The 14,488-nt window shown below is 59.1% G+C and carries 16 protein-coding genes; 13 read left to right on the top strand and 3 right to left on the bottom strand.

Annotation, left to right across the window (positions count from 1 at the left end):
- Positions 1 to 139 precede the first annotated feature (139 nt).
- Positions 140 to 892 carry a substrate-binding periplasmic protein gene (locus tag AC13C0_RS17200; protein WP_117619220.1) on the bottom strand — a complete coding sequence of 251 codons (753 nt, stop codon included), beginning with the start codon at positions 890 to 892 and terminating at the stop codon, positions 140 to 142.
- Between the two features lie 194 nt (positions 893 to 1,086).
- On the opposite strand from AC13C0_RS17200, the gene AC13C0_RS17195 reads away from it, so the two are divergent.
- Positions 1,087 to 1,770 (top strand): type 1 glutamine amidotransferase domain-containing protein, encoded by a 684-nt coding sequence (locus tag AC13C0_RS17195; protein WP_117619219.1) that lies wholly within the window; start codon positions 1,087 to 1,089, stop codon positions 1,768 to 1,770.
- A 77-nt stretch (positions 1,771 to 1,847) separates the two neighbouring features.
- On the opposite strand, the gene AC13C0_RS17190 is transcribed toward AC13C0_RS17195, so the two are convergent.
- Positions 1,848 to 2,300: an acyl-CoA thioesterase gene (locus tag AC13C0_RS17190; RefSeq protein WP_117619218.1), complete on the bottom strand. Its 453-nt coding sequence runs from the start codon at positions 2,298 to 2,300 to the stop codon at positions 1,848 to 1,850.
- A 94-nt stretch (positions 2,301 to 2,394) separates the two neighbouring features.
- Between AC13C0_RS17190 and AC13C0_RS17185 the strand changes: the two genes are divergently transcribed.
- Both AC13C0_RS17185 and AC13C0_RS17180 read left to right on the top strand, forming a co-directional pair.
- Positions 2,395 to 3,123, top strand: coding sequence for a MotA/TolQ/ExbB proton channel family protein (locus tag AC13C0_RS17185; protein ID WP_117619217.1), 729 nt, complete (start codon positions 2,395 to 2,397; stop codon positions 3,121 to 3,123).
- Complete coding sequence (locus AC13C0_RS17180) at positions 3,120 to 4,166, top strand: peptidoglycan -binding protein (protein WP_341581194.1); 1,047 nt, start codon at positions 3,120 to 3,122, stop codon at positions 4,164 to 4,166. The genes AC13C0_RS17185 and AC13C0_RS17180 overlap by 4 nt, the downstream gene beginning before the upstream one ends.
- A gap of 40 nt (positions 4,167 to 4,206) precedes the next feature.
- On the opposite strand, the gene AC13C0_RS17175 is transcribed toward AC13C0_RS17180, so the two are convergent.
- On the bottom strand, positions 4,207 to 5,319 hold the full coding sequence (locus tag AC13C0_RS17175; protein WP_341581193.1) for an S-(hydroxymethyl)glutathione dehydrogenase/class III alcohol dehydrogenase: 1,113 nt from the start codon (positions 5,317 to 5,319) through the stop codon (positions 4,207 to 4,209).
- A gap of 91 nt (positions 5,320 to 5,410) precedes the next feature.
- Between AC13C0_RS17175 and AC13C0_RS17170 the strand changes: the two genes are divergently transcribed.
- From AC13C0_RS17170 to AC13C0_RS17125, 10 genes are all read left to right on the top strand, one after another.
- The gene (locus tag AC13C0_RS17170) at positions 5,411 to 5,998 is read left to right on the top strand and encodes a TetR/AcrR family transcriptional regulator (protein WP_341581192.1); all 588 of its coding nucleotides are present in this window, start codon (positions 5,411 to 5,413) and stop codon (positions 5,996 to 5,998) included.
- A gap of 84 nt (positions 5,999 to 6,082) precedes the next feature.
- On the top strand, positions 6,083 to 7,204 hold the full coding sequence (locus AC13C0_RS17165; RefSeq protein ID WP_341581191.1) for an alkene reductase: 1,122 nt from the start codon (positions 6,083 to 6,085) through the stop codon (positions 7,202 to 7,204).
- A 31-nt stretch (positions 7,205 to 7,235) separates the two neighbouring features.
- Complete coding sequence (locus AC13C0_RS17160; protein WP_341581190.1) at positions 7,236 to 7,985, top strand: SDR family oxidoreductase; 750 nt, start codon at positions 7,236 to 7,238, stop codon at positions 7,983 to 7,985.
- Between the two features lie 136 nt (positions 7,986 to 8,121).
- Positions 8,122 to 8,586 carry an FAD-binding domain-containing protein gene (locus AC13C0_RS17155; protein WP_376788051.1) on the top strand — a complete coding sequence of 155 codons (465 nt, stop codon included), beginning with the start codon at positions 8,122 to 8,124 and terminating at the stop codon, positions 8,584 to 8,586.
- A 14-nt stretch (positions 8,587 to 8,600) separates the two neighbouring features.
- Complete coding sequence (locus tag AC13C0_RS17150) at positions 8,601 to 9,098, top strand: DUF6231 family protein (RefSeq protein WP_341581189.1); 498 nt, start codon at positions 8,601 to 8,603, stop codon at positions 9,096 to 9,098.
- Positions 9,089 to 10,735, top strand: coding sequence for a phytoene desaturase family protein (locus AC13C0_RS17145; RefSeq protein ID WP_341581188.1), 1,647 nt, complete (start codon positions 9,089 to 9,091; stop codon positions 10,733 to 10,735). Before AC13C0_RS17150 ends, AC13C0_RS17145 begins: the two co-directional genes overlap by 10 nt.
- Before the next feature lie 73 nt (positions 10,736 to 10,808).
- Complete coding sequence (locus tag AC13C0_RS17140; protein ID WP_341581187.1) at positions 10,809 to 11,228, top strand: YkvA family protein; 420 nt, start codon at positions 10,809 to 10,811, stop codon at positions 11,226 to 11,228.
- Between the two features lie 70 nt (positions 11,229 to 11,298).
- A complete protein-coding gene (locus AC13C0_RS17135; protein WP_482954751.1) occupies positions 11,299 to 12,069 on the top strand; it encodes a MotA/TolQ/ExbB proton channel family protein in 771 nt (256 codons plus the stop codon).
- A gap of 2 nt (positions 12,070 to 12,071) precedes the next feature.
- Positions 12,072 to 12,989, top strand: coding sequence for a flagellar motor protein MotB (locus tag AC13C0_RS17130; protein ID WP_482954750.1), 918 nt, complete (start codon positions 12,072 to 12,074; stop codon positions 12,987 to 12,989).
- A gap of 234 nt (positions 12,990 to 13,223) precedes the next feature.
- Positions 13,224 to 14,432 (top strand): ammonium transporter, encoded by a 1,209-nt coding sequence (locus AC13C0_RS17125; RefSeq protein ID WP_341581184.1) that lies wholly within the window; start codon positions 13,224 to 13,226, stop codon positions 14,430 to 14,432.
- Positions 14,433 to 14,488 lie beyond the last annotated feature (56 nt).

The raw sequence follows: 14,488 nt of genomic DNA, 5'->3' as shown, positions 1-14,488 counted from the left end.
TTTCCCAGCTCGGGCAACCGGTTTCTGCCATCTGGCGCCGGATACCGATACCCGGCACCGGCCGTATCATGAAAAGGTCACCGTTTCGGCCAACCATGGCCCGGGGGACGCCCTTCGCCTTGGTAATGTCTGCCGGGAATCATCGGGGGGCTCTGCCCAGGTATTTCAACACCAGGTCCTCGTGTATACCTTCCATTTCGATCAGTTTGAGTGCCGCCCTGATATCATCAGCGTATTGGAGCACTGGCGAGTTTTTCGCCACCGCGATGTAGGACCGCTCACCAGGCACGAAAAATGGGGAGATATCGGCTTTAATGTCCAGTTTGTCAATCACATAGAGTCCTGCAAGTTCCGGAGCAATCACCACATCCACCCGGCCTTTCTGCATCATCCGCATCAGGTTTTCGTAGCGCGGCGCAGGCTCTTTCAGCAAATTTTCATCCGTGTCGAACCGCCGGAAATAGGAAGCACCCTCAAGAACACCAATGGCCCGGCCATAGAGATCCGAGTAGCGTTCGATCCTGTGCTCCTTATGCAGGTAAAAGAAGAGGCGGCGTTCAGGTGGAAAAGCCGGGGTCACCAACTCCATCAGCTCCGCCCGCTCCTCGGTCTCCAGAGGGCCGAGCATTACATCCACCGCCCCCTGCTGAACCATCCTCAAAACCCGGCGGAAAGGCGCCTCCCGGTAATGCACTTTCCAGCCCAGGCGGTCTGCGATTTCCTCGAATATTTCTACGTAGAGGCCAGTTCTCTCACCATTTTCGATAATCCTGTACGGAGGTGCATGGCTGGCGCCCACGGTTACTGTCAGGGCTTCCACGGTTTCCGTGCCCTGCTGGGCCGTGGCGGGAAGCGCCAGCGCCATCACGAAGGCGGCTATGAATACTCGCATTCCTGTCGTCCTTGCCTGTGTGCTTTTTGCGTTTTTTCAGGATCTGGCCATATATGTCCAGAGTATAGACGGTTCAAGATCTGCGGGGGCCGGATTTACGTAACGGTGGTTGAATTCAGCCACCGACGGCACAAGGTTGTTTCACAGACCAGTCAAGAAGTGCCATTCATTCGTTAACGTTAAGGACAGACACCATGAAGATTCTGATGGTTCTCACCTCACATGACCAGATGGGCGATACCGGCCACAAGACCGGCTTCTGGCTCGAGGAGTTCACCGCACCCTACTACGTTTTCCGGGATGCCGGCGCGGATATCACCATTGCCTCGCCGAAAGGCGGCCAGCCACCGGTGGATCCCAACAGCGAGACGGAAGAAGCCCTGACCGAAACCACCCGGCGCTTCCAGGAAGATCCCCACGCCAAGGAGTCCCTGGCCAGCACCAGGAAGCTGAGCGACGTGGACATGAACGAGTACGACGCCATCTTCTACCCGGGCGGCCACGGCCCGCTGTGGGACCTGGTCAACGACGACAAATCCGTCGCCCTGATCAAGACTGCGTACGAGCAGGGCAAGGTCATCGGTGCCGTATGCCACGCGCCGGCCGTGTTCAAGAACGTGGAAATCAAGCCCGGCCAGAACATTGTTGGCGGCCGGGAAGTGACCGGCTTCAGCAACAGTGAGGAAGAGGCGGTGGGCCTGAGCGGCATTGTGCCTTTCCTGCTGGAAGACATGCTGAAGGAAAACACCGCCACCTACACCCGGGGTGACGACTGGGCACCGCATATTGTGGTGGATGGCAAGCTGATTACCGGTCAGAACCCGGCGTCTTCCGAAGGGGCGGCGAAGGCCGTCGTGCAGGCCCTGCAGGAAAGCTGACCGGTTGAAATCGGGGTCAGATGAAAATGGGGTCAGATGAAATTTTCATCTGACCCCATTTTCATCTGACCCCATTTTCAGTCCCTCTCTCCGGCGTGGCTGATCAATCCGCCGGGCGCACCCGCCTCCAGCAACTGCCGTATGTGGTCCGGTATTGTCACCTTCCCCATAACCGAAGGCTGAATCACTACATAGGTGATGTCGGCGTCGGCTATAAAGGCCTCATCTCCGTACCGTAAAAACTCCAGATGCAACGTGAAGGACGTGTTGCCGATTCGCCCAGTGCGAATCCGGGCCTCAAGAACCTCATCGAATTTTGCCGGAGCTTTCCAGTTCACCGTGAGACTCACCACCTGGATGTCCAGATCCTGGTCCAGCAGATTCTGGTAATCCCCGAACAGCATGCGGATGTATTCGTTGACCGAAATATCAACAAAATCCGCATAACGGGCATTAAACACCACACCCTGGGCATCACATTCGCCGTAGCGGACGCGGAAGCGAAAGTGGAAAGGCAGATCACCAGCCATGAAGCTCCCCGATTAAAGTTCAGTTACCGATCCCAACAGCATCTCATATCTGTGCTAACGTGTTGAGGAATATCTCAAAAGGCTGGCCCTCTCCATGAGCAATCCCAAACACACCCTTTTCTGGATGACGATTTTCCTCGGCGTGGTCGTGGTTGTCGGCGCCCTGATCCACAAACCCCTGATCTCCGCCTTTATGGCCAACTGGGTCTTCAACCTCCTGATTCTGGGCGTACTGATTGTCGGCATTGCCCTGACCTACCGACAGGTGTTTGTGTTATTCCCGGAGCTGAAGTGGATCGCCCAGTTCCGCACCGGCCACGCCGGGCTCTCGGTAGTCCAGGAACCGCGGCTGCTGAAGCCACTGGCCCGGCAGCTGGGGGAGGACGCCAAGCGCGATCGTTTTACCCTGTCTACCATGTCCCTGCGCACGGTGCTCGATGGCATTCATTCGCGTATGGACGAACAGCGGGAAATTACCCGATATTTCATCAGCCTGCTGGTATTCCTCGGTCTGCTTGGCACCTTCTGGGGGCTGCTTGGCACCATCAATTCGGTCGGTCAGGTGATCACCGGCCTGGACATGAGCCAGGAGGACTTCGGCAAGGTGTTTGCCGAGCTTCAGGAGGGCCTTTTGACACCTCTTGAAGGCATGGGCACGGCCTTCAGTTCATCCCTGCTGGGTCTGGGCGGATCGCTGATTCTCGGCTTCCTCGACATCCAGGCCGGCCATGCCCAGAACCGGTTCTATGACGGGCTTGAGGAGTGGCTGACCGGCGTGACCAACCTGGTGGACCGGGTGGATGACAGGAAAGACCTGTCATGATCGGATCCAGACGCCGCAGCCGAAGCACCACCAACGTCTGGCCGGGTTACGTCGATGCCCTCTCGGCGCTGCTGATGCTCGTGATCTTCATGCTGCTGGTCTATGTGGTGAGCCAGCTTTATCTTTCCCAGACCCTGTCTGACCGCGACACCCAGTTGGCCCGCCTCAATGCCCAGTTGAACGAATTGTCGGAGCTTCTGGGCCTGGAGCAGAACAAGACCGATGCCCTGGAAGACCAGATGGCCAGCTTTCAGGACGATTACAGCGCCAGCCTGACCCGAAACGACAAACTGGTGAACCAGCTCGAGTCCACCCGCGAGCAACTGATGCAGCAGACCGCCATGGCCGAAGCCCGGGCCGAGCGGCTGGCAAGCATGGAGCAATCCATTGATGAGAAAGAGGAGATGTCCGCCAGCCAGCAGGCGATGATCCTGCGGCTGTCCAATCAGATTGCGTCGCTGCGGGAGCAACTGAGGCAGATCGCCTCCGCGCTGAAGTTGCAGGAGCAGATGACGGCGGAAAAAGAGCAGGAACTGGAACAGGTCAGCCGGCGGCTGAATACCTTGCTGGCCGAGCGGGTAAACCAGCTCGAACAGTACCAGTCGGAATTCTTTGCCCGACTACGGGACATCCTCGCCAGCAACGAGAACATCCGGGTGGTGGGCGACCGTTTCCTGCTGCCCTCGGAGTTGTTGTTTGCCTCGGGTTCGGCAGAACTTGGTGAGGATGGCATGCGCGAACTGGACAAGCTGGCAAAGGTGTTGCTCGCTGTCGCCGACAAGATTCCGGAGGATGTCGACTGGATTCTTCGAATTGATGGCCATACCGACGTTGTGCCCATCAACACCCCCAAATTCCCCTCCAACTGGGAGCTTTCCACCGCCCGCGCCGTGGCCGTGGTCCGCTATCTGGCAGCACAGGGGGTGCCCGAGCGACGCATGGTGGCCGCCGGCTTCGGCGAATTCTTCCCGGTGGCAGAAGGCACCTCGCCGGAAGCGCTACAGAAGAACCGGCGGATTGAGCTCAAGCTGACGGATCGCTGACCGGGCGCGGCCCACGCCGCCAGCCCCGACCAGCGGCCCATCAGAAATGAATAACCGTCCGGATGCTCTTACCCTCATGCATCAGATCAAATGCCTTGTTGATATCCTCCAAAGGCATTTCATGAGTAATAAACACATCCAGCGGAATCTCGCCTTTCTCGGCCTTTTCCACGTAGCCCGGTAGCTCGGTACGGCCCTTTACGCCACCGAAGGCTGAACCACGCCAGACCCGGCCGGTCACCAACTGGAACGGACGGGTGCTGATTTCCTCGCCGGCGCCGGCAACGCCGATGATGGTGGATTCGCCCCAGCCCTTGTGACAGGCCTCGAGTGCCGCGCGCATCAGTTTCACGTTACCCACACACTCGAAGGTGTAGTCCGCGCCGCCGTCGGTCATCTCGACGATCACTTCCTGAATCGGCTTGCCGTAATCGTTGGGATTGACCACATCGGTGGCACCCAGCTGTCTGGCGATGTCGAACTTGCCCGGGTTGATGTCCACACCAATGATCCGGCCGGCTTTCGCCATCTTGGCACCGATGATGGCGGCCAGGCCGATGCCGCCGAGACCGAAGATCGCGACGGTCGCGCCTTCTTCAACTTTGGCGGTGTTCAGAACCGCGCCGATACCGGTGGTCACGCCACAGCCCAGCAGGCAGACCTTGTCCAGGGGTGCTTCCCTGGGAATCTTCGCCAGGGAGATTTCCGGCAGCACAGTGTACTCGGAGAACGTGGAGCACCCCATGTAGTGGTACAGCGGCTGGCCCTTGTAGGAGAAGCGGGAGGTGCCGTCCGGCATCACGCCCTTGCCCTGGGTCGCCCGCACGGCACCACACAGGTTGGTCTTGCCGGAGGTACAGAACTTACACTCTCCGCATTCGGCGGTGTACAGGGGAATCACATGGTCGCCGACTTCCAGGTTCTTCACGCCAGGGCCTACGGCCTCGACAATACCACCGCCTTCATGGCCGAGGATCGTCGGGAACAGTCCCTCGGGATCAGCCCCTGAGAGGGTGTAGGCATCAGTGTGACAAACACCGGTGGCAACGATACGCACCAGGACCTCGCCCTCCTGCGGCGGGGCAACATCAACTTCAACGATTTCCAGCGGTTTGTTGGCTTCAAACGCCACCGCGGCACGGGATTTAATCACTGGCAGGCTCCTCTGGATCGATCGGGAATCTCGGCTATTGCGGATCCCGGTTATTTGACGGACTCTAGACGACCGGTCTAATATAGCAAACATGACAACAAACGACACCCGCACTCACATTATTCACACCGGCGCCGACCTGATCGGCCAGAAAGGTTTTGGCGCAACCGGCATTAATGCCGTGCTGACGGCCGCCGGCGTGCCCAAGGGGTCGTTCTACCACTACTTTAGCAGCAAGCACGATTTCGGCCTGGCGGTCATTGATACCTTCGCGGAGGAATACGACGCCAAACTGGATCGGATTCTCAACGACACCAGTCGCACCTGCGTGGACCGCTTGCGCGCCTACTTCGACACCGGCTTTGAGACCATGACCAGTTGCGAGTACACCCGGGGCTGTCTGATCGGCAATCTGGGCCAGGAACTGGCGGGGCAGAACGAAGCCTTCCGGCAACGGCTGGACACGGTCTTTGCCAGTTGGGAAAAACGGTTCGAACAGTGCCTTGGTGACGCCCAACGGGCCGGGGACATCAGCGCCGGCATAGACCCGGCCGACGCCGCCAGCTTTCTGCTATCCGGCTGGGAGGGCGCCATCCTGCGCTCCAAGGTTCTCAAGTCCACGGAACCCATGGAGCGGTTCGTGCGGGTCTTTTTCAAGCAGTGCCTGAACATCGACTGAACTTTTTTTCGATCACTGACTAGTAGACTGGTCTAATTAATAGCATTTAATCTTAAGAGTATTTCATCTGAAGGAGGATGCCCGATGAGCAACCAGAACGATCCACTGTTTCAACCGTGCCACCTGGGCCAACTGGCCCTGCCCAACCGGGTTCTGATGTCGCCACTGACACGCTCCCGCTCAAGCCAGCCCGGGGACGTTCCCAACGACATGAACGCCCGCTACTACCAGCAACGGGCCAGCGCCGGCCTGATCATCAGTGAAGCCACCCAGGTGTCACCACAGGGCAAGGGCTATGCCTTTACCCCCGGCATTCATTCGCCCGAGCAGGTTGAAGGCTGGAAGAAGATAACCGGTGCGGTGCACATGGCCGGTGGCCGGATCCACATGCAGCTGTGGCACGTGGGCCGGATTTCCCATCCGGATCTGCAGCCGAATGGTGAGCAGCCCGTTGCGCCGTCCGCCATCAGGCCCGAAGGCGCCAAAACCTTCATCAGCGCCGACTCCGGCATGGTGGATATTCCGGAGCCACGGGCCCTGGAAACCGGGGAAATGGCCGATATCATCGAGCAATACCGCCAGGGCGCACTGAATGCAAGGGAAGCCGGCTTTGATGGCGTTGAAGTCCATGCCGCCAACGGCTATCTGCTGGACCAGTTCATCAAAAGCGGCAGCAACCAGCGCACCGACGAATACGGCGGCCCGGTGGAAAACCGCCTGCGCCTGCCGCTGATGGTGGTCGAGGCCGTTATCGACGTCTGGGGCAAGGACAAAGTCGGGGTTCGCGTCAGTCCCACCGGCAGCTTCAACGCCATGGACGACGACAACCCGGTTGAGACCTTCGGCACCTTCGCCCGGCACCTGAACGACCTGGGCATTGCCTACATCGAAGTGGTGGAGGACTCCTTCCAGGGCAATCATGCCAACGGACGCCCGGAAGAGGTGATCGATGCCATCCGTGCCGGCTTCAAAGGCACCTATATCGCCAATGGTGCCTACACAGCCGATGAGGCCCGGAAGCGTATCAGCGAAGGTCGCTGCGATCTGGTCAGCTTCGGTCGACCGTTTATCGCCAACCCGGACCTGCCGGAGCGCTTCCGCCAGGGTGCGCCGCTGAACGAATGGGACGACAGTACCTTTTACGGCGGCGACGAGCGCGGATACACCGATTACCCAACGCTACAGGAACTCGAAAAGAGCGCCTGAACAAGGCTTTCATTTCCAAAGGAGACAAACCATGAGCAATACCAACGACCCGATCAACAGCAAAGTCGTCATTATCACCGGTGCCAGCAGTGGTCTCGGTGAAGCCACTGCCCGCCGTCTGGCCGACAGGGGCGCCAGGCTGGTACTCGCCGCCCGCCGTGAAGATCGCCTGAAAGCCCTGGCGGAGGACCTGAAATCCAGGGGCGCCGAGGCAATCTGGCAGGTCACCGACGTGACCGACCGCGCCCAGGTGGAATCCCTGGCCGCCGCCGCAAAAGAGGCCTTCGGCCGGATCGATGTGCTGGTCAATAACGCCGGCCTGATGCCTCTGGCGCCGCTGGACGCCCTGAAGGTAGACGAATGGGAACAGATGGTGGACGTCAACATCAAGGGCGTGATGTATGGAATCGCGGCGGTGTTGCCAACCATGAGGGAACAACACAGCGGACACGTCATCAACCTGTCGTCCGTCGCCGGCCACAAACTGTTTCCGGGGGCCGCTGTCTACTGCGCCACCAAATACGCCGTCCGGGCCCTGTCTGAAGGGCTGCGCATGGAAGCGGGTGACGAAATCCGCAGCACCAACATCTCGCCGGGGGCGGTGGCGACCGAGCTCACCAGCACCATCACCGATCCGGACGCCAAACAGGCGGCGGATGAGCTCTACAAGGTGGCGATTGATTCCGACGCCGTGGCCCGGGCCATTGTTTATGCCATCGAACAGCCCGCGGACGTCGATATCAACGAAATCATCCTGCGGCCCACCGCCCAGGAGTTGTAACACCAACCAGCAGCCTGTCGGACTTAAGTGATCGTCACGAGCCGCTTTCCCACCGGCACAGTAGATCAGCCTTAAGTCCGACAGGCTGCTGGTCCTTCAAATCCGTCGCAACGCCGCCGTATTCCATCTGGCGGCGTTGGCGGATGTTATTCACCACGCATTCGTAATTGCCCGTCACACCACCAGCGCCCGGGACAGTGGGAACTCCTCCAAGTGCTCATCCTGGCTGGCCATTCGCTGCCTGCCGGGGCGGGCGCTGCAGCAACCATCAGTGAATACGAAGCCGGTGAGACCGGAGACGAGCCTGCCTATCGGTGGCCCTGGCCCGAGTTGCCGTATCAATGAGCCGGATCTGGACTGGCGTTACGGCGCGGCATGGCCTGAGGAGCAACTGATCGACTATGATGTGGGGAGCAACTACGGCAACTGGCAATACCTCGCCGGCGTGGGAGCCGACCCCAGAGGCCTGAGGCAGTTCAGCCTCGATAAGCAGACGCAACAGTACGATCCCACGGGCACCTTCGTGGATCACTGGGGTGGACAAGCGGAACAGCCCGTGGGATTACACACAGTGGATGCAGCAGACTGGCCTCTGTTGTGACAGGCGTGGCAGCTATGACAAATTCCGGAAATACCAGCACAGCGCGGGACACCCTGGCCCGCATTATCGACACCACTGCACCGGGCACACTGCTAAGCTGCGGAGCTCTGGCCACAGAGGTATCCCGGTTCTGGCAACAGCATCGGGAAGACACTCACCTGCACACCCTGGACACCAGTGACCCCAACGCCAGCCTGCCAATGGACCGTGTTGCGGATCTCGCACTGATCAGCGACACCCTGGAACATCTGCCCCACGGCGAAGGGGCGCTGCTGCTGGGCCAGCTCAGGAACTACGGCACCCATCAGATAGCCGTGCTGGTGGGCGAAGCGCCGGGCTGGGCCTTTACCGATTTCATCGGCCTGGGCTTCCGGCGCCATGCCGAGCTGGAAAGTGAGAACGGCGTACTCACGCTGTACACCTACAACCTGGATACTTACAACCATAAACGGACCTGGAACAATCCAGAGAACTGGGCCAATCCGGAAATGTGGGGAAAAGCATGGTGGTGAACAGCCCGTCTTCAGGAAAACTCAAACCCAGCACCATCCGAATCGGCACCCGGTACCGGGCCAACCGTCTGAAAGGTCCCTACGATGCCATCGTGATCGGCTCCGGCATTGGCGGCCTGACCACGGCAGCGTGTCTGGCGAAGGCCGGCAAGAAGGTTCTGGTGCTGGAACAGCATTACACCGCCGGTGGCTATACCCACAGCTATGCCCGCAACGGTTACGAGTGGGATGTGGGTGTGCACTATATTGGTGACATGGGCTCACCCCATACCCTCGGCCGCCGGCTGTTCGACTACATCACCAACGGCAAGCTGGAATGGGCCCCCATGGACGAGAACTACGACCGGTTCTTTCTGGGCGACAAGGTGGTCAACCTGCGCGCCGGCAAGGAAGGCTTGCGGCACTCGCTGCTCAGCGCTTTCCCCGATGAACAGAACGCCATCGACCAGTACCTGAAGCTGCTGGGCAAGGTAGCCGACGGCATGCAGTGGTACACCCTCTCCAAGCTGACCCCCGGCATTCTCAGCCCACTGGTCCACAGGGGCCTGGATGTGGCACTGCCGGAGTGCTTTAACAAGACCACCTGGGAGGTACTGAGCGAGCTGACCGACAACCAGGAACTGATTGGCGCCATCACCGGCCAGTGGGGCGATTGCGGGGTTACGCCGAAACAGTCCAGCTTCATGGTCCATGCGCTGATTGCCAAACACTACCTGTATGGCGGTTTTTACCCTGTCGGCGGCGCCTCGGAAATCGCCAAAACCATTATTCCGGTGATTCAGGAGCCCGGCGGAGAGGTATTCACCTACGCCGATGTTACCGACATCCTGGTCGAAAAAGGCAAGGCGACGGGTGTACGCATGGCCGATGGCGAAGAGATCCGCGCGCCCCTGGTGATCAGTAATGCCGGTGTCATCAATACCTTCGAGAAGCTGCTGCCGGCCGCTGTAGCCGAAAGAACCGGCTATCAGGGCAAACGCCAGCACATCACCCCGTCCATGCCTCACATTGGCCTGTACATTGGTTTGAAAGGCACGCCGGATCAGCTCGGGCTGCCCCGCACCAATTTCTGGATATACCCAGGTGCCGATCACGATGGCAACGTGCAGCAGTTCCTTGATGACCCCGAGCACGCGGATTTCCCGGTGGTGTACATCTCCTTCCCGGCCGCCAAGGATCCGGATTACCAGAACCGCTGGCCGGGCACCTCCACCATCGAGATAGTCGCCCCCACCACCTGGGAGATTTTCGAGCCCTGGCAGGACACCCTCTGGGGCAAACGTGGCGAGGACTATGAAGCCCTGAAGCAGAAGATCACCGACCAGTTACTGGAGGTAATGTACGAAAAGCTGCCGCAGTTGCGGGGCAAGGTGGATTACGTGGAAACCTCCACCCCGCTTTCCACCGCCTGGTTCTGCCGTTATGGCCGGGGCGAACTGTATGGCCTGGATCACAACCCGGAACGGTTTGAACAGGACTGGCTGAAACCCAAAACCGACATTCCGGGCCTTTACCTTACCGGCCAGGACATCCTCACTTGCGGGGTGGTGGGCGCCATGATCGGTGGCCTGGTCACCACCCTGGCCATTCAGGGCTGGCGCGGTACCGGACTGGCGAAGCGAATCTTCGTGGGTTAATGCCATTGGCAATGCCTCCGGGGTTGCGCGATCATGGCTGCCCAACATCTCAGGTAATAAAGGGAACCTGTTCATGGCCCTGTTCAGCCAGAAAAACGCCGAGAAACAGTTAAACGCGGAAGCCAGCAAGGTCCATCGGGAAGACCTTGAAACACTGCTGGACCGGCAACACGCCATCGAGGAAAAAGTGAAAGGCAGCGGCAAACTGAAGCGTTTCAGTGCGGATATCCAGCTGATGTTCTCGATGATCCGGGACTACTGGTACGGCAATTACCGCAGCGTTCCCTGGAAGACAATCGCAGCGGTGGCGGGAGCGCTGCTGTATGTCATGAACCCGCTGGATGTTATCCCGGATCTGATTCTGGGTTTCGGTTTTCTCGACGATGCCGGCGTGGTCGCCCTGTGTCTGAAGCTGGTGGAATCCGACCTGCACCGTTACGCGGCCTGGAAAGAGCAGCAGGAAGAGGTGAAAAGTGTCCCTCAGACGAATTGATTAAACTCTGAACTGAAGGTAACCTCACCCCCCCAGTTCTGTCGGCACGTCAATCAAATCTGGAGTTCCCGTGGATTTCGCCACTCTTATTGGTCTTGCTGGCGCCATAATACTTATCGCCTCCGCAGTGATTCTCGGCGTATCGCCTTTGGTTTTTATCAATCCTGCGTCACTCTTGATCGTTGTTGGCGGCACGTTGCTGGTGGTACTTGCCAAGTTCAGCATTGCCCAGTTTTTCGGCGCCTTCAAGGCCGCTGCCAGGGCATTCAAGTTCAAGTTACCGGAAACCCAGGCCAGCATTGAAGAACTGGTGGATATCGCCAATGTCGCCAGAAAAGAGGGCGTACTCGGCCTTGAGGGTCGGGAAGTAAGCAGCCCGTTTCTGGGGCAGGGCATCCAGATGCTGGTTGACGGACAGGGCGGCAATACCATCAAGCAGCTTCTGAGCAAGGAACGCCTGATGACACTGGAGCACAATCGCTCCGGCGCCAAGGTTTTTACCGCCATGGCGGACGTCGCTCCGGCCATGGGCATGATCGGCACCCTCATCGGTCTGGTTCAGATGCTTTCCAACATGGAAGACCCGAAATCCATCGGCCCTGCCATGGCCGTTGCGCTTCTGACCACACTCTATGGCGCCATGATCGCCACCATGATCGCTACGCCCATCGCAGACAAGCTGTCTCTGCGAATGACAGAAGAAGCCCGGATGCAGTCTCTTTACACAGACGCTCTTGTGGCCATTCAGGAAGGCACCAATCCGCGGATTATAGAACAGATGCTGTCAAGCTACCTGCCACCGAAGGAGCGTGAGAAACTGGTCGAAGCCGAGGGCACATAGGCATGGATGAGCTGCCGGAAGAGGAAAAACCGGGCATCCCCGCCTGGGTAGTCACCTTTGCAGACCTGATGTCTCTGCTGATGTGTTTCTTTGTTCTGCTGCTTTCGTTCTCGGAAATCGACGCCCAGAAGTTCAAACAGATTGCCGGCGAACTTTCCAAGGCCTTCGGGGTCCAGCGCGAGGTACCGGTGCTGGAAATACCCAAGGGCACCAGCCCCGTTTTTGACACCTTCTCGCCCGCCCCTCCGGAGCCCACGGTAGTAAATGAAGTAAAGCAAACCACGACGGATGAACAGCCGGAGCTACAGACCCTGAAAAGCCCCGCAGACCTGGCCGTGGAGGCCGCGATCCAGGACCAGATAAAGGAAACCATGGGCGATCTTCTGCAGGTGCTGGAGCCGGCCATCGCCGACGGACGCATCAACGTCAGCCAGGACCAGCGGCGCATCGTGATCCGCGTCGAGGAAAAAGGCTCGTTTCCATCAGGCTCCGCACAGCTGACCTGGGAGTTCGAGGGCCTCCTGCTGGAAATGGCGAAAGTTCTGGCCACGATTCCCGGCAACCTGACCATTGAAGGCCATACCGACAACGTGCCCATCCGCACAGAACGCTTCTACAGCAACTGGGACCTGTCCGCGGCCCGGGCGGCGGCTGTGGCCAATGTATTGCTGGCCCGGGATTACGTGCAGCCCACCAGGCTTGCGGTAACCGGGCTGGCGGATACCGAGCCGAGAGTGTCGAACACTTCCCCCGAGAACCGCGCAAAAAACCGCCGGGTGGAGATCATCATTGATCTTTCCGAGCCCATGCAGGAACAGGAAATTCGCCTGCGGGAGCTTATTGAGTCCGAATCCGTGGATCAGGAAACGATCATTGGGATCGAGTCCGGCACCCCCTCTTCCGGCGAAATTAGCTGGTAAAAACACGCCAGATTGGTGCATTCACCCTGAAAACGCACAACTATAGTGCGGTAAGCGCCAACCATACCCCGCCAGCCGCTTTCAATATTGCCGCAACCCCCGTCCCACTCTCGAAATGCATTGTTTTGGAACAGCTCTTGCTTATCCTGCACCTCATCAATGCACAATTCCATGCCCTTTCCATGCACAACGGCCCGGAAGAGGCCCGATACCCAACATCAGGAGCGAAAACCCGTGGACATCACGAGTGCAGTAAACACCCTGACTGAAAGCGCCAACACACTGTTCATCCTGATCGGTGCCGTTATGGTGCTGGCCATGCACGCCGGCTTTGCCTTTCTGGAAGTCGGTACCGTCCGCCACAAGAACCAGGTAAACGCGCTGGTCAAGATCATGACCGACTTCGGCATCTCCGCCGTGGCCTACTTCTTCATCGGCTATTACATCGCCTACGGCACTCATTTCATGAGTGGGGCCGCCGAGCTCACCGCCGCCAACGGCTATGATCTGGTGAAGTTTTTCTTCCTGATGACCTTTGCCGCGGCCATTCCCGCCATCGTATCCGGCGGCATTGCCGAGCGGGCAAAGTTCTACCCCATGCTGATCGCTTCGGGCCTGATCGTGGCGTTCGTCTACCCCTTCTTCGAAGGGCTGGTCTGGAACGGCAACTACGGTTTCCAGAGCTGGCTTGAGAACCAGTTTGGTGCATCCTTTCACGACTTTGCCGGCTCCGTTGTGGTGCATACGGTCGGCGGCTGGATTGCGCTGGCGGCTGTGCTGGTACTCGGCGCCCGTAAAGGCCGGTATCGCCACGGCAAGGTCGTGGCGTTTGCCCCTTCCAATATTCCGTTCCTGGCCCTCGGTTCCTGGATTCTCACGGTTGGCTGGTTTGGCTTTAACGTCATGTCCGCCCAGACCCTCGATGGCATCAGCGGCCTGGTGGCGGTCAACAGCCTGATGGCCATGGTCGGCGGCATCCTGGTGTCGATGCTGCTGGGCCGCAAAGACCCGGGCTTTATTCACAACGGCCCGCTGGCCGGACTGGTGGCCGTGTGTGCCGGTTCAGACCTGATGCACCCGGTCGGGGCACTGATTACCGGGGGTGTGGCCGGCGCCATCTTTGTGTACCTGTTTGAATGGGCCCAGGCCAGGATTGTACGCCTGGACGATGTGCTGGGCGTCTGGCCCCTGCACGGTGTCTGCGGTGTCTGGGGCGCCATCGCCTGCGGCATCTTCGGCCAGGAGGCTCTGGGTGGCCTCGGCGGCATCAGCCTGATGTCCCAGATCATCGGCTCGGTGACCGGTGTCGCTGTCGGCTTTGTCGGCGGTCTGATCGTCTATAGTGTTATTAATGCGATCTCCGGCCTGCGGCTGACCGAAGAGGAAGAGTTCAACGGTGCGGACGTAAGCATTCACCGCATTGGCGCAACGGCTATCGAATAATCTTGTCGGTGGCCCGTCTTTTGCAGCCGGTTTTTTCATTCCGCGCCGTTATGTAC

The sequence above is a fragment of the Marinobacter sp. B-21 genome (genome assembly GCF_056857895.1).
Note: the sequence above shows the minus strand (reverse complement) of the source record. Positions and strands in the feature narration are given on the sequence as shown.

Excerpts from the sequence above, each read along its gene's own strand:
- AC13C0_RS17185 (WP_117619217.1), top strand. The coding sequence starts at position 2,395 with ATGAGCAATCCCAAACACACCCTTTTCTGGATGACGATTTTCCTCGGC.
- AC13C0_RS17200 (WP_117619220.1), bottom strand. The coding sequence starts at position 892 with ATGCGAGTATTCATAGCCGCCTTCGTGATGGCGCTGGCGCTTCCCGCC.
- AC13C0_RS17145 (WP_341581188.1), top strand. The coding sequence starts at position 9,089 with ATGGTGGTGAACAGCCCGTCTTCAGGAAAACTCAAACCCAGCACCATC.
- AC13C0_RS17140 (WP_341581187.1), top strand. The coding sequence starts at position 10,809 with ATGGCCCTGTTCAGCCAGAAAAACGCCGAGAAACAGTTAAACGCGGAA.
- AC13C0_RS17130 (WP_482954750.1), top strand. The coding sequence starts at position 12,072 with ATGGATGAGCTGCCGGAAGAGGAAAAACCGGGCATCCCCGCCTGGGTA.
- AC13C0_RS17160 (WP_341581190.1), top strand. The coding sequence starts at position 7,236 with ATGAGCAATACCAACGACCCGATCAACAGCAAAGTCGTCATTATCACC.
- AC13C0_RS17195 (WP_117619219.1), top strand. The coding sequence starts at position 1,087 with ATGAAGATTCTGATGGTTCTCACCTCACATGACCAGATGGGCGATACC.
- AC13C0_RS17180 (WP_341581194.1), top strand. The coding sequence starts at position 3,120 with ATGATCGGATCCAGACGCCGCAGCCGAAGCACCACCAACGTCTGGCCG.
- AC13C0_RS17165 (WP_341581191.1), top strand. The coding sequence starts at position 6,083 with ATGAGCAACCAGAACGATCCACTGTTTCAACCGTGCCACCTGGGCCAA.
- AC13C0_RS17150 (WP_341581189.1), top strand. The coding sequence starts at position 8,601 with ATGACAAATTCCGGAAATACCAGCACAGCGCGGGACACCCTGGCCCGC.
- AC13C0_RS17190 (WP_117619218.1), bottom strand. The coding sequence starts at position 2,300 with ATGGCTGGTGATCTGCCTTTCCACTTTCGCTTCCGCGTCCGCTACGGC.
- AC13C0_RS17170 (WP_341581192.1), top strand. The coding sequence starts at position 5,411 with ATGACAACAAACGACACCCGCACTCACATTATTCACACCGGCGCCGAC.